Origin of the sequence: Lactococcus allomyrinae (assembly GCF_003627095.1) — a bacterium.
Classification (GTDB): Bacteria; Bacillota; Bacilli; order Lactobacillales; family Streptococcaceae; genus Lactococcus; species Lactococcus allomyrinae.
Map to the genome: position 1 here is coordinate 2,325,582 of NZ_CP032627.1, position 26,601 is coordinate 2,352,182.

25 protein-coding genes and 2 pseudogenes are annotated in these 26,601 nt (G+C 36.9%); 23 read left to right on the forward strand and 4 right to left on the reverse strand.

Annotation, left to right across the window (positions count from 1 at the left end; genetic code table 11):
• Positions 1-80: 80 nt before the first annotated feature.
• Positions 81-608: an NTP transferase domain-containing protein gene (locus tag D7I46_RS11045; RefSeq protein WP_120772921.1), complete on the reverse strand. Its 528-nt coding sequence runs from the start codon at positions 606-608 to the stop codon at positions 81-83.
• A gap of 473 nt (positions 609-1,081) precedes the next feature.
• Here D7I46_RS11045 and D7I46_RS11050 point away from each other — a divergent pair, with 473 nt between their 5' ends.
• The 8 genes from D7I46_RS11050 to D7I46_RS11085 all read left to right on the forward strand — a co-directional run bounded on the left by D7I46_RS11050 (position 1,082) and on the right by D7I46_RS11085 (position 7,978).
• Positions 1,082-2,296, forward strand: coding sequence for a molybdopterin molybdotransferase MoeA (locus D7I46_RS11050; protein ID WP_120772922.1), 1,215 nt, complete (start codon positions 1,082-1,084; stop codon positions 2,294-2,296).
• Complete coding sequence (mobB, locus tag D7I46_RS11055; RefSeq protein WP_120772923.1) at positions 2,275-2,763, forward strand: molybdopterin-guanine dinucleotide biosynthesis protein B; 489 nt, start codon at positions 2,275-2,277, stop codon at positions 2,761-2,763. The genes D7I46_RS11050 and mobB overlap by 22 nt, the downstream gene beginning before the upstream one ends.
• On the forward strand, positions 2,748-3,227 hold the full coding sequence (gene moaC, locus D7I46_RS11060) for a cyclic pyranopterin monophosphate synthase MoaC (protein ID WP_120773360.1): 480 nt from the start codon (positions 2,748-2,750) through the stop codon (positions 3,225-3,227). Before mobB ends, moaC begins: the two co-directional genes overlap by 16 nt.
• A gap of 298 nt (positions 3,228-3,525) precedes the next feature.
• Positions 3,526-3,957: a molybdenum cofactor biosynthesis protein MoaE gene (locus tag D7I46_RS11065; protein WP_120772924.1), complete on the forward strand. Its 432-nt coding sequence runs from the start codon at positions 3,526-3,528 to the stop codon at positions 3,955-3,957.
• On the forward strand, positions 3,954-4,202 hold the full coding sequence (locus D7I46_RS11070; RefSeq protein ID WP_120772925.1) for a MoaD/ThiS family protein: 249 nt from the start codon (positions 3,954-3,956) through the stop codon (positions 4,200-4,202). Before D7I46_RS11065 ends, D7I46_RS11070 begins: the two co-directional genes overlap by 4 nt.
• 201 nt (positions 4,203-4,403) lie before the next feature.
• A complete protein-coding gene (gene moaA, locus D7I46_RS11075; protein ID WP_240424424.1) occupies positions 4,404-5,435 on the forward strand; it encodes a GTP 3',8-cyclase MoaA in 1,032 nt (343 codons plus the stop codon).
• A gap of 295 nt (positions 5,436-5,730) precedes the next feature.
• Positions 5,731-6,951 (forward strand): nitrate/nitrite transporter, encoded by a 1,221-nt coding sequence (locus tag D7I46_RS11080; protein WP_120772926.1) that lies wholly within the window; start codon positions 5,731-5,733, stop codon positions 6,949-6,951.
• Between the two features lie 232 nt (positions 6,952-7,183).
• Entirely contained in the window at positions 7,184-7,978 is a 795-nt protein-coding gene (locus D7I46_RS11085; RefSeq protein ID WP_120772927.1) for an HAD-IIB family hydrolase, read from the forward strand.
• A 96-nt stretch (positions 7,979-8,074) separates the two neighbouring features.
• Here D7I46_RS11085 and D7I46_RS11090 read toward each other — a convergent pair whose 3' ends face one another.
• The 3 genes from D7I46_RS11090 to rpmB all read right to left on the reverse strand — a co-directional run bounded on the left by D7I46_RS11090 (position 8,075) and on the right by rpmB (position 10,568).
• Positions 8,075-9,739, reverse strand: coding sequence for a DAK2 domain-containing protein (locus tag D7I46_RS11090; RefSeq protein WP_120772928.1), 1,665 nt, complete (start codon positions 9,737-9,739; stop codon positions 8,075-8,077).
• Positions 9,739-10,101 carry an Asp23/Gls24 family envelope stress response protein gene (locus tag D7I46_RS11095; protein ID WP_162930940.1) on the reverse strand — a complete coding sequence of 121 codons (363 nt, stop codon included), beginning with the start codon at positions 10,099-10,101 and terminating at the stop codon, positions 9,739-9,741. Before D7I46_RS11095 ends, D7I46_RS11090 begins: the two co-directional genes overlap by 1 nt.
• Positions 10,102-10,373: 272 nt before the next feature.
• Entirely contained in the window at positions 10,374-10,568 is a 195-nt protein-coding gene (gene rpmB / locus D7I46_RS11100; protein ID WP_120772929.1) for a 50S ribosomal protein L28, read from the reverse strand.
• A 136-nt stretch (positions 10,569-10,704) separates the two neighbouring features.
• Between rpmB and D7I46_RS11105 the strand changes: the two genes are divergently transcribed.
• The 15 genes and pseudogenes from D7I46_RS11105 to D7I46_RS11175 all read left to right on the forward strand — a co-directional run bounded on the left by D7I46_RS11105 (position 10,705) and on the right by D7I46_RS11175 (position 26,600).
• Positions 10,705-11,364 carry a DUF1129 domain-containing protein gene (locus D7I46_RS11105; protein WP_120772930.1) on the forward strand — a complete coding sequence of 220 codons (660 nt, stop codon included), beginning with the start codon at positions 10,705-10,707 and terminating at the stop codon, positions 11,362-11,364.
• A 123-nt stretch (positions 11,365-11,487) separates the two neighbouring features.
• Positions 11,488-12,441, forward strand: coding sequence for a hypothetical protein (locus tag D7I46_RS11110; protein ID WP_120772931.1), 954 nt, complete (start codon positions 11,488-11,490; stop codon positions 12,439-12,441).
• Positions 12,442-12,576: 135 nt separating this feature from the next.
• The gene (rfbA, locus tag D7I46_RS11115) at positions 12,577-13,446 is read left to right on the forward strand and encodes a glucose-1-phosphate thymidylyltransferase RfbA (protein ID WP_120772932.1); all 870 of its coding nucleotides are present in this window, start codon (positions 12,577-12,579) and stop codon (positions 13,444-13,446) included.
• A gap of 1 nt (position 13,447) precedes the next feature.
• Positions 13,448-14,041: a dTDP-4-dehydrorhamnose 3,5-epimerase family protein gene (locus tag D7I46_RS11120; protein ID WP_120772933.1), complete on the forward strand. Its 594-nt coding sequence runs from the start codon at positions 13,448-13,450 to the stop codon at positions 14,039-14,041.
• 4 nt (positions 14,042-14,045) lie between these two features.
• Complete coding sequence (locus tag D7I46_RS11125; protein WP_120772934.1) at positions 14,046-14,309, forward strand: hypothetical protein; 264 nt, start codon at positions 14,046-14,048, stop codon at positions 14,307-14,309.
• Positions 14,310-14,376: 67 nt separating this feature from the next.
• Complete coding sequence (gene rfbB / locus D7I46_RS11130) at positions 14,377-15,420, forward strand: dTDP-glucose 4,6-dehydratase (protein WP_120772935.1); 1,044 nt, start codon at positions 14,377-14,379, stop codon at positions 15,418-15,420.
• 104 nt (positions 15,421-15,524) lie between these two features.
• Positions 15,525-16,424 (forward strand): dTDP-4-dehydrorhamnose reductase, encoded by a 900-nt coding sequence (gene rfbD / locus D7I46_RS11135; RefSeq protein WP_120772936.1) that lies wholly within the window; start codon positions 15,525-15,527, stop codon positions 16,422-16,424.
• Positions 16,425-16,818: 394 nt separating this feature from the next.
• Positions 16,819-17,963: pseudogene (gene cps2T, locus D7I46_RS11140) on the forward strand (beta 1-4 rhamnosyltransferase Cps2T).
• Positions 17,953-18,890 (forward strand): annotated as a pseudogene (locus tag D7I46_RS11145) (glycosyltransferase family 2 protein). The pseudogenes cps2T and D7I46_RS11145 overlap by 11 nt, the downstream one beginning before the upstream one ends.
• Positions 18,887-19,696 carry an ABC transporter permease gene (locus D7I46_RS11150; protein WP_120772937.1) on the forward strand — a complete coding sequence of 270 codons (810 nt, stop codon included), beginning with the start codon at positions 18,887-18,889 and terminating at the stop codon, positions 19,694-19,696. Before D7I46_RS11145 ends, D7I46_RS11150 begins: the two are co-directional and overlap by 4 nt.
• A 13-nt stretch (positions 19,697-19,709) precedes the next feature.
• Positions 19,710-20,891, forward strand: coding sequence for an ABC transporter ATP-binding protein (locus D7I46_RS11155; protein WP_120772938.1), 1,182 nt, complete (start codon positions 19,710-19,712; stop codon positions 20,889-20,891).
• Positions 20,892-20,919: 28 nt separating this feature from the next.
• Positions 20,920-22,968 carry a rhamnan synthesis F family protein gene (locus D7I46_RS11160; protein WP_240424425.1) on the forward strand — a complete coding sequence of 683 codons (2,049 nt, stop codon included), beginning with the start codon at positions 20,920-20,922 and terminating at the stop codon, positions 22,966-22,968.
• The gene (locus D7I46_RS11165; RefSeq protein ID WP_120772940.1) at positions 22,955-24,547 is read left to right on the forward strand and encodes a DUF2142 domain-containing protein; all 1,593 of its coding nucleotides are present in this window, start codon (positions 22,955-22,957) and stop codon (positions 24,545-24,547) included. The genes D7I46_RS11160 and D7I46_RS11165 overlap by 14 nt, the downstream gene beginning before the upstream one ends.
• Complete coding sequence (locus D7I46_RS11170) at positions 24,544-25,785, forward strand: glycosyltransferase family 4 protein (RefSeq protein ID WP_240424426.1); 1,242 nt, start codon at positions 24,544-24,546, stop codon at positions 25,783-25,785. Before D7I46_RS11165 ends, D7I46_RS11170 begins: the two co-directional genes overlap by 4 nt.
• On the forward strand, positions 25,782-26,600 hold the full coding sequence (locus D7I46_RS11175; protein ID WP_120772941.1) for a glycosyltransferase: 819 nt from the start codon (positions 25,782-25,784) through the stop codon (positions 26,598-26,600). The genes D7I46_RS11170 and D7I46_RS11175 overlap by 4 nt, the downstream gene beginning before the upstream one ends.
• Position 26,601: the final 1 nt, after the last annotated feature.

Sequence of the window (26,601 nt, forward strand, 5' to 3'; positions counted from 1 at the left end):
ACTAACAGCTTTCTGTCAGTACTGATGAGTCTGATTTATCATAGATTAGTTCATGTTTTTGAAAAAGACTTGGGTAATTTTTACTGATAGTTGTGGTTGGTAAGCTCAATCTCAGGTAGGGTTATTGAGGTTGCTTGGATAGAGGTTAAAAAATCTTGCATTCGACGGTTTTTATTTTCCAGAAAATCTTGTATTTGGGTGTGGCTGAAAGTAAGGTGAGCAATGGTGAAATTATTTTTGATATAAGTATTTTTTACTGACAGAAGTTCTGTCAGTGATTGTACCGAAATCTCTGGATAATCTACGGCTAAAATTAAATAATCATGTGTGTCTGTAACTATTGATGAAACGGTGTATAAGCCTGCCAGAGGTCCTTCTCCTGTGAAAAGTGGATGGTCAGTAATAATGTGTGCTGACGGAAGTTGTTTTTTGATTTGAGGAAGATTAGAATGGCTTGCAACGATATAAGTTTTTTCTGTCAGTGCTGACAGTTTCATATAAGCGATTTCTGTCCAAGTTTGATTGGAGTTTTTATCTAAAAATAGAGCTTTATCCCCATTTTTAAAGCGACTGGACTTTCCACCCGCTAGAATGATTCCGATAGTCATAGCTTTATTCTATCATAAAGCTTGTGAGCTTGACTTGTTTTGCTTTTGAGAAGAAGAATATAGATGTTATTCTGTGGTTAATTCGTTATGAATAGGAATAATGAATTGAGGTGTTTCGTAACTGCATGATGTCAAAAATGCTGCTATCATTGTTGCTGAAGAAGTTGATAAAAAGCACGATAAATGATTTTGGTTTACGAATTTATTTGTGTGCCATAAGGACTGTGCTATAAAAGTTTGTTTGAGCTTGAAAGATAACTAGTATGAAGTCGGGGCTAGAGTCAGATTTCCTTGAGAATAGCTCTTAACTTTGGACTTTTACAAAAGAAAAATAAACTACATTGCGTTGCTTTTCGTTGACACAAGCATCTAAATTTTTGATATACTAAGGGTGTAACTTTTTCTCTAAAAAAGTGGGATTCTATAGTTTTAGAAAATATATAAATAAGTAAAAATAGAATTGAGAGATTGTCATGTATCTAAATCGTGATATTATCACGCTTGAAGAAGCTCAAGGATTACTTCAAGGTGTAAATTTACAAACTAAAACAAAGAAAATTTCTACTGCTGAAGCACTTTTTTATGTGCTTGCAGAGGATGTTTACGCTACTTTTCCGATTCCGGCTTTCAGAAGGAGTGGATATGATGGTTATGGGATTTTAAATGAAGATGATCATAGTTTTCCACGTGAATTTGAAATTATAGATAACATTGGTGCAGGTTCAGTTTTGGAGAAAAAGATGTCTTCTGGTCAAGCAGTAAGGATTATGACGGGAGCCAAAGTTCCAGATGAAGTTGGTAAAGTCATCATGCTCGAAGTTACAGAAAAGTTATCAGATGATAAAGTATTAATCAAGGAAAGTATGAAGAACAGTAATATTTCTTCTATCGGTGAGGAATTTCTTAAAGGCGATTTGCTGTTAAGTTCAGGAACACGCCTAAATGCTGGTGCAATCAGTTTGCTTAATGCTTTTGGTATTGCTGAGATATTGGTCTATCAAAAGCCGAAAGTTGGGATTTTAGCGACAGGCTCAGAGCTTCTAAAAGCTGGTGAGCCTTATGTTGAAGGGAAAATATATAATTCTAATGGCCCACTTCTTGAAGCTTTAGTCCGAGAAAATGGCGGTCTTGTTGTCACTTTGGATAATGTCAAAGATGAACTTCAGGATACATTGGCGATTTTAAATGACCTAACTTCGCAGTGTGATCTTGTATTAACGACTGGTGGGGTGTCTGTCGGAGATTTTGATTTTATGGCTGAGGCAGCTAAAGCAGCAGACCAATTTTTATTTAATAAATTGAGTATGCGACCAGGGAGTCCAACGACTGCTTTTGTTCATAAAGGGACACCTGTTATTGCGCTTTCAGGAAATCCAGGGGCTTGTTTCACAGGATTTTATCTTTTTGTTGAGCCTACGTTGCAACGGTTTGTTGGAGGGAAAAGTCGCTTAAAACAAGTGAAGTTACCTTTGGTTCATGATTACGATAAACCAAATAATTTCGATAAATATCTACGGGCAACGGTCAATTTTGACCATGACTCTAGACTTACCGTTAGTCAAATTGGTTCTGATAAATCATCAGCACTTGGAAATTTACATAGTACAACAGCATTCTTTAAAGTTCCGCATGACAGTAGTATTCACAAAGGTGAGGAGGTTGAAGTATGGTTACTGCCTTACAAATAATCGGTAAAAAAAAGTCTGGAAAGACAACGACAACAATTGATTTTATTAAGTCGGCTCGTGAACTGAATCTTGTTGTTGCAAGCTTTAAACATACTCATCATACGGTTTCAATGGATATGGAAGGAACGGATACAGCACGATTTGCTCAAGCGGGAGCGCAGCAAGTTGGAATGCAAAATGACAAGGGATTTTTTTGGCATGAAACACGTCCAGCAAAAGCATTAGAAGAAGAAATTGCTGATTTTGTTCGACCAGAAACAGATTTGCTTCTAATTGAAGGATTTAAGAAGGAAAAATTTCCGAAATTATTGCTCTTGCGAGAAAATGACCGAGTTACAGACTTTGCAGAATTTGATAATATTGAATTTGTTGGAACGATTTTTCCGTTGGTACTGACAGAAAATATGATTGATTTGACGACGGAAGAGAAACGAAAGGAATGGTTAAAGTCATGGCTGACGAATTAACCCATTTTAACGGACAGGGACGAGCTAAGATGGTGGATGTAACTGAGAAAGCTGTCAGTAAACGTGTGGCGCTAGCCACGACAACCATTATCATGCAAGCAGAAACACTTAAGAGAATTAAAGAAGGAAAAGTGAAAAAAGGAGATGTGCTTGCTGTGGCTCAAACTGCTGGTATCATGGCAGCGAAACGTACATCAGAGTTGATTCCAATGTGTCACCTTCTTCCACTTTCAGGTGTAGATATAAGTTTCGTTGACAATGAAGTTGACAGGTTGACACTTACTGCAACTGTAAAAACAGTTAATCAAACAGGTGTTGAGATGGAGGCGTTGACAGCGGTACAAATTGCAGCACTTACCGTTTATGATATGTGTAAAGCGATGGACAGAGGAATGCGGATTACGGAATGTCATTTGGTTGAGAAAATGGGTGGAAAATCAGGGCATTTTGTCTATGGTGAGTGATTATACGGCTGTCAAAAACTTGTCAGTATTGACAGAGAGAAAGAGGTAAATCAGCAAAAGTTATCGTAAGGGTGATTATTATCGGTGCATTATTTCTCTGGTGCTTGGACATTTGGATGCGCCAAGTTGATTACTCTGAACTTATGATTTATTTTTTGCTTTTTAAATTATGGAAATGATATAGACAGTGAGAAGTAAAAATTTCAGTACAGATAAAATTTTTTATTTCCTCGTCAAAAATTTGACAGTGAAGTTAAATATCTGTCAGTATCGAAAATTCTTAAAATAAGGAAAAAACATGGCATATATCAAATTACAAAATGAGCCAATTGATGTTGCGGGGCTGTATGCACAACTCAAATCGCCAGAGTATGGTGGTATTGGAGTTTTTGTTGGGACGATTCGCAATCTGACGGATTTTGATGAGGAAAGCAAAGGGGGGGCTCGCACGGAGTATACGGATTTCATTGAGTATACAGCTTATGAGGCGATGGCGATAAAAGAGTTGAAAAAGTTGGCTGCGCCAATCGAGATGATGGGTAATCGTGTGATTATTGTGCACCGTATCGGACATCTAGAAGTTGAGGATGAAGCAGTTTTTATTGGCGTTGCAAGTGTGCATCGTAAACAAGCACTTGAGGGTTGTCATCAGATCATTGACCAACTCAAGAAAACCGTGCCAATTTGGAAAAAAGAAGTTGATGGTGATACGGAGAGGTGGGGTAAATGAAAGTGAAAAAGGTAAAACTATTTGGCTTTCTTGGCGCATTTATCGCACCAGAGATTAAACTTGATTTACCAGATAAAATTAATAAAAATATCATTCTGTCAGTACTGACAGAGCAATATCCGATGCATCGAACAGAGTTTTTGCAGTGTAATGTCGCTGTAAACCAAGTTTACATCTTTGACGAAGAAGTTGACAGTAGAAATATTGAAGAAATTGCAATTATTCCACCTGTCAGTGGTGGATGAAAGCTGTCAGTATGCTGACAGAAATGAAAATATAGAACATCGTAATTTTTCATAAAGCGAGCAGCCTACTATTTGTAAAATAAGACACTGAATTGAGGGCCTCATAACTTAAATATGAAAAACTCTGAGTAATTGTGAGTGCGGTAGATTTACCGTAATCTTGTGCTGAAATGCAAGATTGTCTCATCAAAAGGAGAAATAATGACAACAAAAATGACAGAACCATTTGTACTGACAGACCGTTTTGGCCGAGTTCATGATTATATTCGTATCAGTATTACAGATAAATGTAGTTTACGCTGCGTTTACTGTATGCCAGAAGAAGGATTAGAGTTTTTTCCGGATGATAAAGTGCTTTCGAAAGATGAGATTATACAACTGGTGAAAAATTTTGCAGCACTTGGAATCAAAAAAGTTCGTTTGACTGGTGGAGAACCGTTGATGCGTCATGATATTCTTGAACTGGTTGAAGGAATTGCAAGTATTTCAGGGATTGAAGACATTGCTCTTACAACGAATGGTTTGGCATTAGCACGTTTATCTGAAAAATTGTGGAATGCAGGTTTAAAGCGGATAAACATCAGTTTGGATACTTTTGAAGCAGATAAGTATCGTGAAATCACACGTGGTGGAAATATTAAGCAGGTTTTAAAAGGTTTGGAAAAGGCCAGTCAATTTCCTTTCAAAATAAAGATGAACGTCGTCGTTATTGGGGGTCAAAATGACAATGAAATTATTGATTTTTTGAAATATTCGATTGAACATCCAGTAAATGTTCGTTTCATTGAGTTTATGCCGATTGGTCATACCAATATCGAGCGAGATAATGAGATGTGGAAACACAAATATAAGGGCGTTGAAACAGTTTTTGATATTTGTGAGACAAATGGTTGGGACTATAAACCGATTGATTTTGCTGGGAATGGACCGTCAGAAAATTATCAAATTTCTGGAGCAAAAGGATCATTTGGATTGATTCATCCAGTATCCTGCCGCTTTTGTGAGAGTTGTAATCGTTTACGGGTGACGGCAGATGGTTATATCAAGTCTTGTCTTTATTGGGATGACGAAGAAAGCATTCGTCCTTATCTCAATGACTTTGAGGCTTTTAAAGCAAAAATTTTGCATTCACTTGATATGAAACCAGAAAATCATGAAATGGCACTTGCGGAAAATGAAAAAAGTCAATTTCAAAAACCAACTTGGCGACATATGAGTCAAATAGGGGGCTGACAGAGCAATAAAAATTCTGTCAGTATGCTTATAAAGCTGTCATTGACAGCTTTTTTGTCGTTCAGAGCGTATTTAAAAGAAAACGATGTCAAGTGTATTTTACACAACTCAGTGTAGCTTTTTCATACAAATTGTAATAGAATATAGCTTGTTAATAGCTGTTACATTGTTAAATAAATACAACGTAATATGTCGCTTCATATCAAAATGATGTGAGAATAGCGTCAAAATATGCTAATCACGGTCTTTTATTAAAAATGAGACTAGTATAAAATAACTAAGGAGATTTATTATCATGGAAAATATTTCCAACGATAAAAAAGCTGCTACAATGGCGCTTGTCATGGGAACTTTGGCGATGTTAGTTTCATTTATGGCATGGTCTTCTGTTGCACCATTAGCAACTGCATTTGCACCGAAGCTCGGATTTGTAGCAGGCACAGGAGCACAAAAGGTACTTGTTGCAGTACCAGTATTGCTCGGCTCAATTATGCGTATCCCGATGGGGATTTTATCTGACCGTTTAGGCGGTAAAAAAGTTTTTATTGCATTAATGATTTTCACATTAATTCCGCTGGTTATCATTCCGCATATCACGAGTTATACTGCGATGCTCTGGGTTTTATTGCTTTTGGGAATGGCTGGAACGTCATTTGCTGTGGCAATTAGTTATGTCAGCGTTTGGTTCCCTGCTGAAAAACAAGGACTTGCACTTGGAATCGCTGGGATGGGAAATATTGGTAACGCAGTCTCTGCATTGATTCTGCCATCTATTATCGGTCCTGCAAAGCATATTGACCATGCTTATAATTTCCTTATTGTACTTATTGCTGTCTTTACTGTTATCTTTGCGCTGACAACAAAAGAAATGCCTACTGACAAAAACAAAACTTTGAGTAGTGCGCTGTCAGTGGCTAAGGAAAAGGACACTTGGTATCTGTCGCTCTTTTATATGTTGACCTTTGGTTCTTTCATGGCTTTCGGTAATCTAATTCCAACTTTGATCGGTAAAGGAAATGTCAACGGTTTCGTCATTGCTGACAATCCTGCACGAGTTCTTGTCATTGCAGGTTTTTGGGCAGCTGGTTTCTCTGCTGTTGCAACGATTATGCGTCCGCTCGGTGGTGCCATTGCTGATAAGATTTTGCCTAAAAAAATGTTGATGTTTGTATTTGCAGGTGTATTTATATCAACTTTAGTTCTTGCTGAGGGAACGAAAAATTTTGCCATTCTCATGACAGGAGTTTTCCTACTTGCTGTTTTTGCAGGTATTGGTAATGGTGTTGTATTCAAGATGGTGCCTTATGTTTCAAAGAAGAATACAGGAGCGGTCACAGGATTTGTTGGCGCAATCGGTGGTTTAGGTGGATTCGTTTATCCATTTGTCGTTGCGGGTATCGGAAATCTTCATATTAGTTTTCTTGTGCTGACAGGATTCACAATAATTTGTGCCATCGTTCTCTGGGCTGTATTCTTCCGAGGTGGTGACACAATTGTCAAAAATCCAAGAAATTAAAGTGTAGTCAACTTCTTTGAAAGTTTCTTTCGCTCATAAGTTAAAAGAAAATCAAGAGTGCAACTGTTAAATAATTAATCCCTAAAATAAAACCTTTGGATGTTAACATTCAAAGGTTTTATTTTAGGATTTTAATTTTGGTAAATGTTCCTTAAAAATAGAACTTAAGTACTGATTTTTTATGATAAACTGTAAGCAGATACAAATAGAACTCAATTCAGAAAGAAGAATGATGATTAAACTAATTTTAACAGATTTAGACGGTACATTTCTCAATTCCAGCGGGGGGTTTGATGCTGACAGGTTCCAAAAAATTCTGTCAGCACTGACAGAAAAAGGAATTTCCTTTGGAGTAGTGACAGGAAAGCAGACAGAGCGTGTAGAAGAACTTTTTGGTGACTTGTCCAAGAAAATATGGATTTTGGGAGATTCTGCGAGTCGGATAAAATTCAATGGAAAATTTGAATTTCAGCAACTCATTCCAAATGCTCAAGGCAAGCAGTTGATTCAAAAATTAGAAGAAATTCATGCTGACCAGACCATCATTGCCTGCACAGAAAGCGCAGCGATTATCAAAGAAAGTCAGGCAGAGCTTGATGGAGAGGTGGTTAGAGGGTCTTATGCAGTGATGAAGGTGGTCAAAGATTTCAGCGAAATCACCGAGGATTTTGTCAAAGTGACAGTATTTGATAGGCAAAAGCGTTGCTACGAAAGCTTTGAGCGGCTAAAGGCTGAACAAGAGCAATTTTACATTGTGGCAAGTGAAGCAGCTTGGATTGATATCACATCAAAAGGGATCCACAAAGGTACAACCGTACAAAAATTGCAGGAATTGCTTTGTGTTTCTGTCAGTGAGACAATGGCTTTTGGAGATGGCTATAATGATTTTGAACTGCTGGCTCAAGCTAAATTTAGTTATGCGATGGCCAATGCTTTTCCAGAAGTACAGGCTCAAGCTAGCTTTATCGCACCAACGAATGATGAATCTGGTGTCTTGCAAGTAATCGAGCAAGAGCTTATCAAATAGAATGGTTCGAAGATAAAGAAAAAAGCTGTCAGCGTGCTGACAGCTTTTAATTACAATTACAATATTGATAAGTAGTTGAAACAATATATTTTAAGCTTATTCAACAGAGAAGATATACGGGTAAACAGGTTGTTTACCATCATGAATCTCAACTTCAAGATTTGGATGTTTCTTTTCAAGTTCCTTAGCAATACGGTCAGCGTTGGACTTTTTACCTTCACTACCTACATAAATCGCGGCAATTTCACTGTCTTCATCAATCATTTTGTCAAATACGGAGAAGATAGCATCGTTCATTTTCTTCGTTGAAGCGACGATTTTGTTATTCAACATACCAAGAGTATCTTTTTTATGAATTTCAATACCGTCAACATTTGTATCTCGGATTGCAGTTGTCACAGAACCAGATTGAACATCAGCTAAAGCATTTGTCATTGCATCTTTATTTTCTTCTATCGTGCGTGTTGGGTCAAAACTCAATAATGCAGTGAATCCTTGTGGAACTGTGGCTGTTTCGATGACTTCCACGGGAATTTCGGCAACTTCAGCGGCCGATTTTGCAGCCATAAAAATATTTTTATTGTTTGGTAAAATAATGACCTTTTCTGCGTTGACCACTTCAACAGCGTTTAGGATATCTTCAGTTGAAGGGTTCATTGTTTGTCCGCCTGAAACAACATGGTTAACTCCCATTTCGCGGAAAATATCAGCTAAACCTTCACCAGCTGCGATGGCGATAAGTCCCCAATCCTTCTTAGAAGTAGAAGTGAATACCTTTGAAGATTTAGCTTCTTTTTCAGCCACTCCTTCATTTTGAAGACGCATATTATCGACTTTGACTTTTACTAGACGCCCGTATTTTAAACCTTCCTGCATCACAAGCCCAGGGTCTTCTGTATGGACATGGACTTTTACAATTTCATCATCATCAACAACAAGAAGAGAATTTCCGATACCTGCTAGATAAGCTTGGAAATTATCGTGATTATAACCTTCACGAGCAGTTGGACCTTGACCGAGTTCGACCATAATTTCTGTGCAATAACCATATTTAATATCCGAAGTTGAAGCATTTGCGACACTCTCATGTTCAATATTAACCATACGATCCATTGCCCCAAGTTCAGCAGTAGGTGTTTCAGGAACAAATTCACCATTGAGCGCCATCAAAAAGCCTTCGTAAATGTAAACCAAACCTTGTCCACCAGAGTCAACTACACCGACTTCTTTAAGGACAGGCAACAAATCAGGCGTCTTGGCAAGCGCACGTTTTGCACCTTCAAGAGCAGCTGTCATGACCTGTGTAGCATCATCAGTTTCGTCAGTCTTATGTTTTGCCATTTCAGCAGCACCACGGGAAACAGTAAGAATTGTTCCCTCAACAGGTTTCATTACGGCTTTGTAGGCCACTTCTACACCATTTTGGAGTGCAGCAGCGAGATGAATCCCATCAAGTTCTTCATAATCTTTTGCATATTGTCCAAAACCACGGAAAAGTTGGCTTAAAATAACACCAGAGTTTCCACGGGCTCCCATAAGTAACCCTTTTGAGAGAATTTGAGCAACTTCACCAACTGTATTCGCTGATTTTTCAGCCACTTCTTTTGCACCATTAGTAATGGTCATTCCCATGTTGGTTCCTGTGTCACCATCTGGTACAGGAAATACATTGAGCGAGTTGACATATTCAGCTTGTTCATTCAAACGGCTTGCCGCAGCTTGAATCATTTCTTGAAATTTACTTGAATTGATATTTGACACTAGTCCTCAACCACCTTCACATTTTGTACGTACACGTTCACACGGGCAGCAGTAATGCCGAGTTGATTTTCGAGATTGAAACGCACACGTTCTTGGATATTTTTAGCGACTTCGCTGATTTTTACACCATAACTGATTACAACATAAACATCAATGGAAATTTCGTTATCACTAGTTGTGACAACAACGCCTTTTGAGTAGTTTTCTTGGCGTAAGATATTGCGGACATTGTCTTTAACAGCTGACTTACTTGTCATACCAACCACACCGAAAATCTCAGTTGTAGAGGCACCTACAACAGTCGCAATGACTTCGGTAGCAATGTCAACGTTACCATGTTGGTTGTTAATAGTAACACTCATTTTTATACCTGTACCGTCATCAATGACACGATTTCTCGGGTTCAGAAAAAATTTTTCTGACAAACGGCACTTTCCTCCATATTATTTAAATATCATTACTTATTCTATCATATTTTTGCAAAATAAAACAGTTGTATTGACTGATGGAATCGCTATCTCATCAAAACCATCCCCTAATAGTTGATAAAAATGATGATATGTTCAAAAATAAAAAAGAAAAAAACCCTATCAATCTGACAGGATATTTTTGTGTTTTGCAAAAAACAAAAAAATTACACGCGTTCTACGCCTGCTGGCAATTTTTTCAAAGCTTTAGCTGAAGCCCAAACAGTTTTAAGTTCACCGTTTTCAAGGATAGTCACTTTTTGAAGATTAGGTTTAACTACACGTTTAGTTTGGTTCATTGCGTGTGAGCGGTTATTAGATGTCACAGTCTTACGACCAGTGAAATAACATTCTTTAGACATGGTGCATACCTCCCATTAGATTTTTATGTTCTATAAAATAACATACCTGTTAAGTATAACATTTTCTTAAATAAAAAATCAAGCTTTTACACTATTTTTTAATGATTTTTTTTAGAGATTCTGCTAAAATGAAGCTATGGAAAATTTAATAGAAGAACTCACTGCAAAGAACAAAGAATATATCCATTCAGTGACCAAGCAGCTCATGCTACTTGGCAAGTCTGATGAAGAAATTAAGACAATTTTAAATGATATTCTCCCACAAATTATTGAGGCTCAAAAAAATGGTACAATTGCTAGGAAGCTTCTGGGAGCACCGACAGAGTTTGCTCAAAAGTACCAACCAAAAGTTGCTGACAAGCCTGTCACAGAAAAGAATGAAAATCCTGGTTTGATGTGGTTGGATAGCACATTACTTTTCTTAGGGTTTATCTCTGTTTTAAATGGTATCATGGCATTTGTTAGCTCGACTTCACCAGTATATGGATTTGTCACTGTTGTTTTATCATCTGTTATTGCAGGTCTTGTGATGTATATGATGTATCGCTTCTTCTATCGTCCTAAAGCTGATGGAACACGTCAAAAGTGGAACTGGAAAGGCTTTGCGGCAACCACAGTTTCAGTCTTATTGTGGATTGCGGTTACGGTATTCTCAGGATTGCTCCCAACTTCTGTTAACATCCAACTTCCAGCAATTGCTTTGATTATTATTGGTATCGTTGCGTTTGGTGTACGGTGGTTACTTAAACGTCAACTCAACATTCAATCTGCACTTGTTTCACAACCTAGAAAATGACAAAAACCTCGACTGAGGTTTTTTGTTTTACAGATTTGCGTATCTTTGGGAAAAAATGGAGAAGAACGGTATACTAAAAGTACGAACAAACTGAATTTTAAGTGAAGATAGGAGAGTGAAGCATTGAAACTTGCTCAAAAAATAGTACTAACTGGTCTGATAGCCATAGTTGCTGTGTTTGGAGTAGTTATAGCTAGAGATAAAATGCAGATTTTGGATTCTCAAAAGTCAAATCTTGCTTCTACTACAAAGATAACAAGTAAGCAAAGTTTGAGTACACAAACGACTTCCCTATCGTCAAAAGATATGGAAAAACCTTTCGATAAAAGCTCGGTCTCCACTCGGAAATCCATTCCTCCAACGACACAAGTAACTCAGGGTAATTTATCTGGCTCAACACAGAGTACGCAAGAATCAACTCAAAAATTCCAAGAATCTACTGGAAATCAAGAAACGACATTGGACTGGTTCAACACTCAAGCGTCAAATTATCTGGCACAACTTATTTTGAATGAAAATGCGATTGCGAATAATGGGACAGCTAATTTCTCTATTAGTACTGACTCAAAAGATGTCACATTGGCAAAAATAGAATGTGAATGGAATAACAGTCAAGAACAAGTTGTTCATAATTATATCCCAGCCCCTGGCGGTCAAAATATTGCAGGAGGCCACTACGACGCTGACTTGACAGATGCAGGAGCAAAGGCACTTGCACAGAAACTTTTTAACGGTTATTATGCAGAGAAGACGGGTTATTATGACTTGATAGCTGCGGGATATACACCAGAGCAAATCGTAAATGGAGGCGCACAAGTAACAGTGAATGGTGTGACCTATAGCGAAAAAGGGATGAATGGTACAGGGTTTGAAACGAGTAGTGGTGGTGGTGTCGTTTCACATTATGCTGAAATTGCCAATCAAGTTCCGACTCACAAAGCAACGAAATTTTCAGTGAGTGTGATTTATGATCCGGATAAAAATTTTGTTAGCACTGCAGCGGACTTCTTTTGTGGTAACGTAAGTTACGTTTATCAGATGGATGCAAATGGTGTGATGAATTATGTGAATTATTAATGAAATCAAGAGACTTTTTAGTCTCTTTTTTGATGTTTCGGTATTAAAAGTCATTCAACTGATAAAGAGGCTTGTGAAATGAAAAAGGATTTATGATATAATTACTACGATTAATTATGTTATGGAGGTCCTTTCATGAAAGGGATTATTTTGGCCGGAGGGTCTGGAACTCGTCTTTACCCTTTAACTCGTGCTGCAAGTAAGCAATTGATGCCTATTTATGATAAACCAATGATTTACTATCCACTGTCAACATTGATGTTAGCAGGGATTAAAGATATTTTGATTATCTCAACTCCTACAGATACACCACGTTTTAAAGAGTTGTTGCAAGATGGCTCAGAATTTGGTATTAATCTGGAATATGCAGTGCAACCTTCTCCGGATGGATTGGCGCAAGCTTTTATCATTGGAGAGGAATTCATAGGTGATGACTCAGTTGCGCTGATTTTGGGCGATAATATTTATCACGGACCAGGTATGTCCAAAATGCTTCAAAATGCAGCTGCTAAAGAAAAAGGGGCAACCGTCTTTGGTTATCATGTTTCTGACCCAGAGCGCTTTGGCGTTGTGGAATTTGATGACAAGATGAATGCTGTTTCTATTGAAGAAAAACCAGAACAACCAAAATCAAATTATGCTGTAACAGGTCTTTACTTCTATGATAATGATGTAGTGGAAATTGCTAAAAGTATAAAACCTTCTCCTCGTGGGGAGCTGGAAATTACCGATGTCAACAAGGTCTATCTTGAACGTGGTGACTTGTCTGTTGAACTGATGGGACGTGGCTTTGCGTGGCTTGATACAGGAACGCATGAGTCACTTTTGGAAGCAGCTCAATATATTGAAACAGTACAACGTATGCAAAATGTTCAAGTGGCAAATTTGGAAGAAATTGCTTGGAGAATGGGATATATCAGCGCAGATGACGTTTATGAATTGGCGCAACCGCTGAAGAAAAATGAGTACGGACAATATTTATTGCGTTTGATTGGGAAGGATTAGTATGACTGAAGAATTTTTCGGAAAAACGTTAGCTTCTCGGGAAATTGAAGCAATTCCGGGGATGTTAGAGTTTGATATTCCAGTTCACGGAGATAATCGGGGCTGGTTTAAAGAAAATTTTCAAAAGGAAAAAATGCTACCTTTAGGGTTTCCAGAAAGTTTTTTTACTGAGGGAAAATTGCAAAATAATGTGAGCTTTTCTCGTAAGAATGTTTTAAGAGGCTTGCATGCTGAACCTTGGGATAAATATATTTCGGTGGCGGATAGCGGTCGTGTGCTAGGCTCTTGGGTAGATTTGCGCGAAGGTGCGAGTTTTGGTCAAGTTTATCAGACTGTGATTGATGCTAGCAAAGGGATTTTTGTGCCACGTGGTGTGGCAAATGGGTTTCAAGTTCTATCTGATACCGTTTCTTACTCTTATCTGGTTAATGATTATTGGGCGTTGGATTTGAAACCAAAATATGCTTTTGTTAACTATGCTGACCCAGCTTTGGGGATTTCTTGGGAAAATTTGGATGAGGTTGAGGTTTCTGAGGCGGATAAGAAGCATCCTATGCTAAAAGATGTAAAACCTTTGACAGAGGATTTGTTGTAGTGTAATGAAGGCAATACATCTATGTAGTAAGAAAAAATTAGAATTTTGGTTGATAAAGAACGGAAATGAAGATGCTCCTGTTTGGGTGCAAGATGCGTTCACAGCGAAAGGTTTTCAGTGGGTAAGCCCTTCTAGCCTAAGGATTGTTAATACTGGTGGACTAATTAAAATTAATGCGAATGCCGGAGATTTTCTTGTTTTTAATGGAAAATACATGAAAATTGTAACTGCCCAAAAATTCCAGACGGATTATCGTGTATTAAATTAATCAATAGTGGAGCTCTATAGTACAAACTATCTTTATCAAGATGAACATAAAAATTTCGGAGAAAAACATGACTGAATATAGAAATATCGTTGTCACAGGTGGTGCAGGCTTTATTGGCTCGAACTTTGTGCACTATGTTTATAACAATCATCCAGAAGTACATATTACTGTTTTGGACAAATTGACTTATGCAGGAAATCGCGCGAATATTGAAGAAATATTGGGCGAACGTGTAGAGCTTGTTGTTGGCGACATCGCTGACCCTGCCATTGTTGATGAGGTGGCAAGTAAAGCTGATGCAATTGTGCATTATGCAGCAGAAAGTCATAATGATAATAGTTTGAAATCTCAAGATGAGTTTATTCAAACCAACTTTATCGGAACTTACACATTGATTCAGGCAGCACGCAAGTATAATTTGCGTTTCCACCATGTATCAACGGATGAGGTTTATGGAGATTTACCTTATCGTGAAGATCTACCTGGGCATGGTGAAGGACCTGGTGAAAAATTTACTGACCATACGCCTTATAATCCTAGCTCTCCTTATAGCTCGACTAAGGCTGCGTCTGACTTGATTGTACGTGCGTGGGTACGCTCTTTTGGCTTAAAAGCAACGATTTCAAATTGTTCAAACAACTATGGTCCTTACCAACACATCGAAAAATTTATTCCTCGTCAGATTACAAATATTTTATCAGGAATTAAACCAAAACTTTATGGTGATGGTAAAAATGTACGAGACTGGATTCATACGGAAGACCATTCGTCAGGAGTTTGGACTATTTTAGCAAAAGGTCGGATTGGCGAAACTTACTTGATTGGTGCTGATGGAGAAAAGAACAACAAAGAAGTTTTGGAGCAAATTTTGACTGAGATGGGCCAACCAGCGGATGCTTATGAGCGTGTGACTGACCGTGCGGGTCATGATTTGCGCTATGCAATTGACAATAGCAAACTTCGTAATGAATTAGGCTGGGAACCAAAGCACACTGATTTTGAATCTGGTTTGAAAGCAACAATCAACTGGTATCGGGAAAATGAGGACTGGTGGAAGGCTGAAAAAGCGGCTGTTGAAGCGAAATACGCTGAAACTCAAAAAGTGCTATAAAAAATTTACTGACAGAGTTAAAAGTGACTCTGTCAGTAATTATATACTGATAAATGGGTTTCTACATCTGTCAGTAAATTAATGAATCTGAAAGTAGAGAAAATATGATTTTAATCACAGGTGGAAATGGACAACTCGGTACAGAATTGCGCCATTTGCTTGATGAGCGTGGTGTAGTTTATACGGCAACGGATGCAAAAGAACTTGATATTACTGACAAGGCCGCAGTGGATAGCTTTTTTGATGAAAATAAACCTGAGTTAGTTTATCATTGCGCGGCTTATACAGCGGTTGATAAAGCCGAGGATGAGGGAAAGGCGCTTGATGAAAAAATCAATGTTGATGGTACGAAAAATGTTGCTGAAGCAGCAGCTCGCGTAGGTGCAACGTTAGTCTATATCTCGACAGATTATGTATTTGGCGGTACTTTGCCTGTTGGTCAAGAATGGCCAGTTGATGCACCAAAAGCTCCTGAATCAGAATATGGACGGACGAAACATTTGGGTGAAGAAGCGGTTGTTGCAAGTGGTGTGAAGCATTATATCATTCGTACGGCTTGGGTTTTCGGCTCTTTCGGTCCAAACTTTGTCTTTACGATGCAAAATTTGGCAAAAACGCACGACGCACTCACAGTAGTCAATGACCAGCATGGACGTCCAACATGGACGCGGACACTCGCTGAATTTATGGTTTATCTGGTGGATAATGACGAAGCGACAGGATTTTATCATTTGACGAATGATGCGAAGTCTGGTGAAGATGTGACTTGGTTTGACTTTGCAACGGAAATCTTGAAAAAGACAGATACAAAAGTTTTGCCTGTTGATTCAAGCCAATTTCCAGCAAAAGCAAAACGTCCGTTTAATTCGACAATGAGTCTTGAGAAAGCGAAGGCAACGGGCTTTGTTATCCCTACTTGGCAAGATGCACTTTGGTCAATGCTTGAAAAAGGCGATTTGCGAGAAAATAAAGATGGGCTTAAAGGCGAAATCAGCAAAAAATAATGAAAATTTACTGACAGAATTTCTGTCAGTGAAATACTTATTGTTTTACTAACAGAAATTCTGTCAGTAAGATAATAGAAGTAAAGAATTCTGTCATGGTGCAACTTCTAATACTGTTTAACTTTTAAAAGACGCTTTTAGAGGTTACTTCGCTCCGTTGTCGATCTCGCTATGCTAGTCGCAGTCGCAACCTTTGCGTTTCACGAAAAACTCTCTTGCGCTTGATGCTACTTTTCAAGGCTACGGATGAGAAAAGTATTGCTTTTCCCAATTGTTGCAAAGTAGATGAACTAGTATAAGAGTTACGGTGCTGACAGAATTCTCGTTTTGAGAAGCTAGAAAAAATCGCTAGAGTCAAAAGACAAATAGCGCTTAAAGTAGCCAAAGGAAGAACATGAAAAAACACATTTTTATCATTGGCAGTCGTGGTCTGCCAGCGAAATATGGCGGTTTTGAGACATTTGTTGAAGAACTTGTCAAGCATCAACATAATAAAAATATTCAATATCATGTAGCTTGTCAAAGCGAGAATTCAGATAGAGCTGCTGCGGGGAGCATTTTGACTATCTTGGAGCAGATTGTTTTGTGGTCAAAGTTCCCAAAATTGGTCCGGCGCGTGTCATTGCATATGATATTTTAGCTATTAACGCTGGACTTAGACAGTGTAAGGTTGAAAATATAGAGCGACCTATTTTTTATATTTTAGGTAATACGATTGGTGGCGTTATTGGGCACTATTCAAGAAAAATCCATAGGATCGGCGGTAGACTATTTGTCAATCCAGATGGTCTTGAATGGAAACGGACGAAATGGGCGCCCTCTGTGCGTAAGTATCTTAAAATTGCCGAGAAAAAGATGGTGAAAAATGCAAATCTTATCATCTCAGATAATGCTGGGATTAAAGAATACTTAACCTCAGAATATGGCAAAATTGATACCGAAATTATCGCTTATGGCACTGAAAAATTTAGTTCAAATTTGACAGAATCAAAAACTTTGGTAAAATATAAGGTTAGAGATTACTATTTGATTGTAGGGCGTTTTGTACCAGAAAATAATTATGAATTATTGATTCGTACATTTATGGCAAGTAAGATAACGCGGGATTTAGTCATTATCACGAATTACGCGGGGAATAGTTATTACGAAGAACTTCGAGAGAAGACAGGATTTGATAAAGATTCACGCATCAAATTTGTTGGTACCGTTTATAATCAAAATGAGCTGCGATTCATTCGTGAACACGCGTTTGCTTATTTGCATGGTCATGAAGTCGGAGGAACCAATCCAGGTCTGCTGGAAGCGATGTGGTCAACACCTGTCAATGTGGTGTTGGGTGTTAATTTCAATCAGACAACTGCTGGCGAATCTGTCATATATTTTGACAAAAAAAATCTTCTGTCAGTACTGACAGAAATTGAAAATATGACTGATGAAACTAGAAAGCTTCTTCATGAGAAGGCCCACAAAATTATTGAAGAAAAATATACTTGGGAACATATCTGCACCCAATACGAGGAACTTTTTGTTGAAAGTTAATATACTAATGTCAACCTACAATGGCGAAAAGTACATCGCTGAACAAATTGAAAGTATACAAAAACAGACCTTTAAAGATTGGCAGCTCATCATTCGTGATGATGGCTCTAAAGATACAACCTGTAAAATTGTGGAAACTTTTATCACTGGCGATAAGCGTATTCGTTTAATAAGAGCAGAGAATGTTGGAGTTATCCAATCATTTTATGAATTAGTAAAAGTAGAAACTGTAGATTTTTATTTCTTTGCAGACCAAGATGATTACTGGCTTCCAGAAAAACTGGAAATCATGCTAAACGAAACACAAAAACATGATAACAGCAAACCTGTTATGTATTATACTGATTTAAAGGTTACTGACAGAAATCTGTCAGTAACAAGAGAATCTATGATTAAAACTCAATCCAGTCATCCGAATACTCAACTTGTTCAAGAACTGACAGAAAATACAGTAACGGGCGGGCTAGTATGATTAACCATGCACTAGCTGAGCATTGGCTTACAACGAATGATATCATCATGCATGATTGGTACTTGGCGCTTTTAGCAACAGCGGTAGGCCAGTTGGTCTTTATTGATATTCCGACGCATCTTTATCGTCAGCATGATTCTAATGTTTTAGGCGCTAGGACGTTAACCAAACGGATGAAGAAATGGGTTCATCCAAAATCATGGTTTGAAAAATATTGGTGGTTGATTAATGCTAGCCAAAAACAAGCAAAAAAAATACTGACGGAAAATATATCACTGCTGACAGAGCAAAATAAACAACTTATTGAAGCTTTTGTTAAAGTATTAGATTACCCACGAAAAGAGCGCAGACATATTTTAAACCAATACAACTTACGGAAGAATAAAAAGTATCATACATACATTTTCCGTGCGCTTCTCATCACAAAATTTGCATACAAAGGAAAAAATAAATGAATTTCTTCAGTCGCAGAAATCAAATTCTGCTCAAAGAACTCGTCAAAACAGATTTTAAGCTTAGATATCAAGGTTCCGTTATTGGATATCTTTGGTCAGTTCTGAAACCGATTTTACTCTTTGTCATCATGTATCTTGTCTTTGTAAGATTTATGCGATTTGGTGCAAGCGTACCTCATTTTGCTGTTGCGTTACTTTTAGGGATTACAATTTGGAATTTCTTTGGTGAAGCGACAGGAGTGGGAATGTTATCCATTGTTAGTAGAGTAGATTTATTACGTAAAGTAAATTTCTCAAAACCTGTTGTGATATTTTCCGTCATTCTAAATGCTCTGATTAATCTTGTTATTTCACTTGTTGTTGTCTTTGGGTTTGCAATTATCAACGGTGTTCCATTCAGTTGGAATATCATTTTTGTTATTCCTCTCCTCATTGAATTGATACTTTTTACAACAGGTCTGACTTTTATACTATCAACTCTGTTTGTTTATTTCCGTGACCTCGGCCCAATCTGGGAAGTGGTAATGCAAGCAGGATTTTACGGTACACCGATTATTTATCCGATTACACAGATTTCTACTAATCATCTTTTTATTGCAAAGCTTCTCATGCTCAATCCAATGGCACAAATCATACAAGATTTGCGCTATATTTTGACTTTTAGTAATAATACCAATCCTACTCTTTGGCAACTTTGGGATAATCCATGGGTGATTATTATTCCATATCTATTACCAATTCTTATTTTTATTTTGGGATATTGGGTGTTCACAAATCATGCACATAAATTTGCAGAAATTATCTAAAAGGAGCTGAAAAATGTCTGAAATTGCAGTAAAAATTGATCATGTCAGTAAATCTTTTCGTCTCCCAACCGAAAGTTCAGCAAGTCTTCGCACAACATTGATTAATAGACTTAGAGGCATCAAGGGGTATCGTGAACAACACGTTTTGAAAGATATCAACTTTGAAGTAGAAAAAGGAGATTTTTTTGGAATTGTTGGACGAAATGGTTCTGGTAAATCAACACTTCTAAAAATTATTTCTCAAATTTATACTCCTGAAAAAGGGGAAGTTACAGTTAATGGAAAATTAGTTAGTTTTATTGAGTTAGGCGTTGGCTTTAATCCAGAACTTACAGGGCGCGAGAATGTTTATCTCAACGGTGCTATGCTTGGATTTGCTACAGAAGAGATTGATGCTATATATGACGAAATTGTCGAATTTGCAGAGCTTAGCGAGTTTATGAATCAGAAATTAAAAAATTATTCCAGCGGAATGCAAGTTCGTTTGGCATTTTCTGTCGCTATAAAGGCAAAAGGAGATATTCTTGTTCTTGATGAAGTTTTAGCTGTTGGGGATGAGGCTTTCCAGCGTAAGTGTAATGAATTCTTTGTTGATACCAAGAAAGATAAATCAAAAACTGTTATTCTCGTAACACATGACATGAGCGCCGTTCAGCGTTATTGTAATAAAGCAGTATATATTTCAGAAGGCTACGCTGCTGAAGATACTGACGTCCAACATGTAACTAATCTTTATTCAGCTGATAATCTGAAAGTTACGCAACATCTTGAACAAGATGCCTCAGCAGACCGTGTTTGGCTGACAACAGATTCTAACAAAATACTGACAAAGGAAACGGATAAACTTTCTTTTACTATCCACTTTGAAGCTAATACTGCTGAAACAAAGGCTGAAAAAAAACTGTATTTGTCTTATTTTCTCTATGATGCTACTCGAGGAGGAGCGGCTTATGAATCGCCAGCACAGGAAGTCAATATCGGAGAGAGTTTGAGAGCAGAAATTCCGATGACAAATTTCCATAATACAGAATTTCAGCTTGGTGCAACACTTCGTAAAGACCCATCAGATTGGGAAAATGATAATCCTCTATCACAAACAGAAGTTGTTACAGTGACACAGCCAGGAGATGATGTTCGCTTTATTTATCGTAATCCAGAAGACAAGGAAGCTGCAAGCCTGCTCAAAACACTTTAAAAAATATGATAAAAGAAAGGAGAAGATAATGCCAACAAATTTTGAGCGTGCAAAATATATTTTAACTCAAAATCCAAAATTACTTGCAAAAATTCCCCAAAAATTCTTGCAGAGAGTTCGTCAATATTTTCATCCTTTCGCTGACCTCCAGTTGAAAATTAATAGAAATAAGCGCGCAAAAACGCGTGAAATGAATAATTATAAAAACCCAAAACGTGCTCTCGTTTACGTAATATATGAAAATCAGTCAAATTTACAAACATATAAATTAACATTTCTATCTGCATTATCAGATTTGTCTGACAAGACTCTAATTATTGTGAACGGTGATTTACCTGATGAAGATATAGAAAAGCTGTCTAAATATGGAGATGTTGAGAAGCGTGAAAATTCGGGTTACGATACAGCTGCTTTTAGATATGGAATTTTGCAACTTGTATCTGAATTAACAAGTTTTGATGAGTTACTTTTAGTTAACGATACAAATGTGGGACCAATGACCGATTTATCATTAGTTTTTCAAAAAATGTCAGCAAAACGATTAGATTTTTGGGGGATTTCATATGGAGAAAAGCAAGTAGATTTTACAGGATTTAATCCTTATGGCACAATTCCTGAGCATCTACAGTCATATTTTCTTGTGATTGAAAAGAATATGTTTCAATCTCCCGAATTTATTCAATATTGGCAGGAGCTTTCTGATACTGATTCAAGAAATAAAGCGATTGGAAGACATGAAACAGTTTTTACAAAGTATTTCTCAGATTTAGGGTTTTTACACGGTGCAGTTTCTGGTAATAATGCAGATTCTGCAATGTATATTCATCCATTGACGATGTTGAAAGATTTTGATGTCCCTTTGGTAAAATATACAGCATTTGTCAATGATACTGATGATAAGTTTGCATGGCAAGGCTTAGAGAGACGGACAGAAGTACCTGAATTGATTGATTATATTAAAACAGAAACTAATTTTCCGAATGAGATACTTTCCGAGGTTTTGGAAACGATTAGACATACTCCTCACTCTGAGCATATACTCATAATTGACGGAGTTGAGAATCAGATACCACAGTGCACAAGATATAGAGTGACAAATAAGGCTGAACAGCTTCGGAGCCTAGGTTATACTGTTTGGACAGTGAATGCTAGTGAATTTCAAATGGGGTATGCGGAATATGCTAGTCAAATTATTATTTATCGTGCTCCATATAGTGAACGATTCAAAAAGTTAATTGACTTGGCTCATAAGTATCATAAGCCTGTTTTTTATGATATTGATGATCTCGTCTATGATACTCTTTATACAAATCAGTTAGATTATATACGTACCTTGAGTGTAGACGAGAAGAGAAAATATGATTTAGGCGTAAAAAACTATGGTAAACTGATGAAATTATGTGATGCGTTCATCACTTCAACAACAGATTTGAAAAAAGAGCTATTAAAATTAGGAAAACCAGTGTATCTCAATCGAAATCTTGCGAGTGAGGAATTGATTTCTATAAGTGAAAGAGCACGTGCAGAGGTTCAGAAAGACACTGCAAAAGTAAAAATTGGATATTTTTCTGGTTCTATCACGCACAATGAAAATTTCAAGTTAGTCATGCCTGTGATTGTAAGAATTTTGAAAGATTTTCCACAGGTAGAGTTGCATCTTGTAGGACATTTATTAATTCCTAATGAATTGCAGGATTATAAAAAGCAATTGGTTATACATAACTATGTAGATTGGTTAGAATTGCCAGCATTAGTAGCAGAGGTGGATGTTAATATAGCACCACTTGTTGACACGATTTTTAATCGAGCTAAATCTGAAATTAAATGGATGGAAGCAGCATTAGTAGGAGTACCGACAATAGCAAGTAATATTGGTGCTTTTACTGAAAGTATAGACAATGGGAAAACAGGTATTCTTGCTGAGGACATTGAGTGGCAAGAAAAGTTAAGACAACTCATTATCCAAAAAGACTTACGCCAAACAATTGCCGAATCAACTTATCGAAAGGTGCGAACTGATTTTCGAGTTAAAGGACACCATGATGAATTAACGGAGAAACTTAATGAATTTTCTTAAAAACACAGGAAAAGAATTATTAAAGAATCGCTGGTGGATGTTAGCTTTCTTTTTGATTTTAATACTATCACAATTTGCTATACAGTATCGTCCTTTGATTATCCCAAAGAAGTATTTATTCATTGTGATTGTAGCTATGCTACTGCTCTTTTCTTTGACGAGACTTCGAGAGATTAAAAAATTACCTCTTAATACGTTTCTAATAATTATGATTTTGGGCACTGTAAATACTTTGGTATTACCAGTGCGACAAGAATTGGACGAAAATACTCACTTTTTCTACGCTGTACAAATCGCTGATGGACAGTTTTTTAAAAGAGATTTTAACCAAATGAAGTTTCTTCAAATGTCCCCCAATTTTTTGGAAATAACACAGCTTCCTAGTAAACCAGAATATGGAAGTAAGACCAATACGAATCTTTATTCTCGAGAATTTTTGCGTCTTAAGAACCAGAAAAATGACTATTCACATGCAGGGCCAATTACAGGAATTGCTAATCCAGTTTATTATCCTTCGGCTTTAGGAATTGCATTAGGACGTTTTATTAGTCCATATCTTTTTGTAAGTTACTATTTGGGCCGAGTATTTAACTTGTTGATGTATGCATTGTTGGCATTTTTTGCAGTCAAAAAAAGCAAAAGATACCAACTTCCTCTTTTTGTTGTCGCATTTTTACCATATACCTTGTGGATTACGGCAGGCTATAATTATGATGCGCTTTACTATGGTGTAATCTTGCTTTTTCTATCTCAGCTGACCAATCTTTTTACAGAGGAAAAAGGTATTAGTTTAAAACAAATGGTGCGAATATCATTGACTGGATTGTTACTTGTTTTTTGTAAAGCTCCAATGGCGCTTCTGATAATCCTCCCATTTTTCTTGCCTAAAAAGGTTTTTGCTTCAAATAAGGTGAGACTACAAGCACTAGGAATGCTCGCTTTTTCTTCAGCTTTGATATTTGCGTGGGTTAAACAGGGGATGATCCTTGAGAAATTACGCCTTATCTTTGGGAGAACTCTACCAGATACTGCTGGGGGTGCAGGTGGAAATGTTGGAAGAGTAGATTATTTTCTAACACATCCGTTATATACGGTAACAACAGGGTTACGAACAGTTTTCGATATTCCGTCCACTATAAAAGATTCTATTGCAAGCCCACAGCCCTTTTTAAATAAAATCTACTCGTCAGGTGCAGTCGAATTATTTAATATTTTGCTAGTGGCATTACTTTTCGTTTTGGTGAGCTTACAGCTGGACTTTCAAGTTTCTAAACGCATCAAAATTGTGACTATTGTTCTGTTTGGTGCCATTACAGCAGGGATTATTTATGCGATTTCGGGAGATTCACGTGTTTTTCATATTGGAGATTTAACAGTGGCAGGAGTACAAGGCCGTTATCATTTTTACATCTTGGCGTTCTTGCCAATATTTTTAGAAAAACCAGTCAAAAAAATTTTTGATCGAAAAATGGTGGGTTCTGAAAGAACAAACGACTTTAACATTCAAAAATTTGTTGTTAGTGCCGTTTTAGTGATGACATTTGTTAATACTTGTATTGGATTGTTTGGGTATTTATGATGAAAAATATATTATTTATTTCCCCAACTGGAACGCTTGATAATGGAGCCGAAATTTCAATTTTTAATCTTCAAAAGGTACTGGTAAAACAAGGCTATCATGTGATAAATGTAACGCAAGCTTCTGGAGATATACCATATATAACAGCGTTTGAGTCCGCAGGTATCAAAAACTTTATGTTAGATGCAGTCAAATGGTGGTGGGAAGATGCACCAGGTCCTGTTCAAGGAACTCAGCGTGAACTCTATCATTATTATCGTGAACATATTGCAAGTATTCAACATATAGTAGAAGATGAGAAAATTGATTTAATTATCACTAATTCTGTGAATATGTTTCAAGGAGCAGTGGTTGCTGCGATAGAAGGCATTCCCCATTTTTGGCTTATCCATGAATTTCCTGAGGACGAGTTTTCATACTATGTGGACAAGCTAGATTTCGTAAATGAATTTTCGACAGAAATTTTTGCAGTGCAGGGTCGCTTACAAGAAAAGTTACAAGAAATTATTCATAATCGCAAAATTCACAGTTTTTACCCGTTTACAAAAATTTCTGATACTCCTTTATCAGTTGGTGAGAAAACGCGCATAGTGTCTGTTGGTCGACTCACAGAAAGAAAAAATCAATTGGAATTGCTTGAGGCTTATAGCAAATTAAACCGCCCCGAAATTGAGTTGATTTTAATTGGAAACTTTGATAAGGAATACAAGCAAAAAGTTGTAAAATTCATTGATGAAAAAGCCTTTAAAAACGTGACTTTGGTTGGTCCACAAGATAATCCGTGGTCATTAATTACTGACAAAGATATTTTTGTCAGTTCTTCAAAAATGGAAACTTTTGGTTTGGTCTATGTTGAGGCATTATTGCATGGTGTGCCGAGTATTGTGTCAAATAATCCAGGACATCTGTCAGCAAACGATATTTTTGATTTTGGAAAATTTTATGAAATAGGAAATACTGATCAGTTGGTAAATTTACTTGCCGACAGTCTTAAAAATTTCGATACACAGAAAAAAGAGAGTCTGTCAGTACTGACAGAACTTCGCAAAGCTTATTCTGTGGGAAAAGCTTATCAAGAAATCATGGATTTTATCGAAAGAGATTTTGACAAAAAATCAAACTCTATCAGGCATTTATCAAAATTACTGATGCTTAATGATCACAATCCAGATAAACTGACAGCTAGAATCAAACGCATTATCAAAACCATACTCATCAAAACGAGGATTTTACGATGAATTTGACAATATGTCTAGTTGCTTACAGCAAAAAATTTACAGATACTACCAGTTTTAACCAGCTTAAAAATTTTGATAGTTCTGTCAAAAAACAGCTGAATCTCATTATTTTTGACAACGGCATTGAAAATTTTACTGATGAAAAATTACCCAATGATTTTGCGTCAGTAAGTTATCAATTTAACACTGATAAAAATGAGCGTGGTACAAGGATTGCCTATCAGTATGCATTAACAAATATGCAAGACTCATGGCTCATGCTGCTTGACGATGACACTTTGCTGACAGAAAATTATGTTAAAAATTTACTGGCAGAGTTGTCAACGGCTGTTGTTGATGCGTTTTGTCCACAAATTTTTGATGAAAAAATACAAATTTCTCCAACAGACAGTGAAACGATCGAAAACCTGTATTTCCCAAAGAAGCCAGGAATTTACACAGAAAATATCACAGGAATATCAAGTGGATTTGTGTTGTCCAAAAAGTTTATGACAGAAATTGATGGATTTACAAAAGAATTTCCTCTTGACTATTTAGATCACTGGATTTTCTGGCAACTAAGACATCGAAATAAAATGATAAAAGTTGTTGACGAAACAATTCAACATCAGCTTTCGGTCCAGCATTTGACAGAGTTATCAAAAGAACGCTTTGTCAAGATTTTCACAGCAGAATATCACTATTATCAGCACTATCAGCCAGATCAACTCTACTCAATCAGAAAAAAATATGGTAAAATGATGGTTAAAGGTTGGTTGAAAGGGAATATTTTCCTTGCGAAAACATTCCTTAAAATATTACTGGGGAAGAAATAAA